2 protein-coding genes are annotated in these 1,559 nt (G+C 64.9%); both read right to left on the reverse strand.

The genetic code is table 11. From position 1 onward, the window contains the following. On the reverse strand, window positions 1-561 hold a 561-nt coding region (locus tag RMN84_RS07595), incomplete at its 3' end, for an inositol monophosphatase family protein (RefSeq protein ID WP_309611573.1). Window positions 562-563: 2 nt separating this feature from the next. Next, window positions 564-1,559, reverse strand: a 996-nt coding sequence (locus RMN84_RS07600; RefSeq protein ID WP_309611574.1) for an ammonium transporter, incomplete at its 5' end; no start/stop codon positions are given.

Genomic DNA, 1,559 nt, shown 5'->3' on the forward strand with positions numbered 1-1,559 from the left:
GGTCAGCAGCGCCGCTCGCCGCAACCGCTCGAACCCCGCTCCCGCGACCTCGTCGAACAGATAGGGGTCGGTCGTCGACAGGCGCGCTTCCGCCAGGCTGGCCACGCCGCTCGTCCGCAACGCCAGTGATTCGCCCTCGCCGACCACCAGCGCCTGCGTCCCGTCGCCGATCACCAGCTCGCCCAGCCGTGGCGCATCGATCATCCCGGCGATCGGCACGCCGTTCTCGACCAGTCCAACCAGCACCGTCCAGCACGGCAGCCCGCACACCAGTTGCCGCGTGCCGTCGATCGGGTCGAGGCTCCAGATGCGGGGCGCATCCGCTCGCACCGCGCCATCTTCCTCGCCGACGATGCCATCCTCGGGAAAGCGGCTCTCGATCGACGCGCGAAGGGCCCGCTCGACGGCCCGGTCCACCTCGGTGACCGGATCGTAGAGCGAGCCCCCATTCTTGTCGAAACCGCCTTTGTTTTCAGGAGAAAGCCCCTGTCCGATCGCTTCGTCGATGGTGCTTCTGGCGGTGGCCGAAAGCAAAGCGAAGAAATCGAACAGGGTTTCCATGACTAGTAGTTGTAGGCGCGTTCTCCGTGATCGGACAGGTCCAGACCTTCACGCTCTTCGTCTTCGGAGAGGCGCAGGCCGATGGTCTTGTCGATGATGAAGTAGAGGATCGCCGATCCGAAGCCCGACCACAGCAGGGTGACGGCGACCGCCTGGAACTGGATCCACAACTGCTTGGAGATCGAATAGGCTTCGGGCGTGACTGCCACCGCCGGGAAGACGGTATAGTCGAAATAGCCCTGCCCGCCGAGGCTCGGCGCGGCGACGATCGCGGTGCCCAGCGCGCCGACGATCCCGCCGATGCAATGGACCCCGAACACGTCGAGCGTGTCGTCATATTTGAACTTGTTCTTCACCGTGGTGACGAAGAACCAGCAGAGCGGCGAGACGACGAAGCCCAGCACGATCGACGTCATCGGTGCGGCATATCCGCTCGCTGGCGTAATCGCGACCAACCCGGCAACCGCGCCAGACGCGGCCCCCAGCATCGACGGCTTGCCGTGCGTGATCCGCTCGACCAGCGCCCATCTGACCGCCGCCGCCGCCGTGGCCACGAAAGTGTTGATGAACGCGACCGCGGTGACGCCATTGGCTTCAAGGTTGGAACCGGCGTTGAAGCCGAACCAGCCGACCCACAGCAGCGAAGCACCGATCATGGTCATGGTCAGCGAGTGCGGCGGGGTGGCGTCGCGGCCATAACCAACGCGCTTGCCGACCATGATGCAGCCAACCAGTCCGGCGATGCCGGCATTGATGTGGACGACCGTACCGCCCGCGAAATCGAGCGCGCCCTTGCCCCACAGATAGCCGTAGTCGGTGGGCGCGTCGGGCAGGAAGTCCGGGCCCGCCCAATACCAGACCATGTGCGCGATCGGGTAATAGACGAGTGTCGACCAGAGCACGACGAACACCATGATCGCCGAGAATTTCATCCGCTCGGCAAACGCCCCGACGATCAGTGCCGGGGTGATGCAGGCGAACGTCATCTGGAAGATCAC

It is taken from the genome of Sphingomonas sp., from assembly GCF_031380695.1.
Classification (GTDB): Bacteria; Pseudomonadota; Alphaproteobacteria; order Sphingomonadales; family Sphingomonadaceae; genus Sphingomicrobium.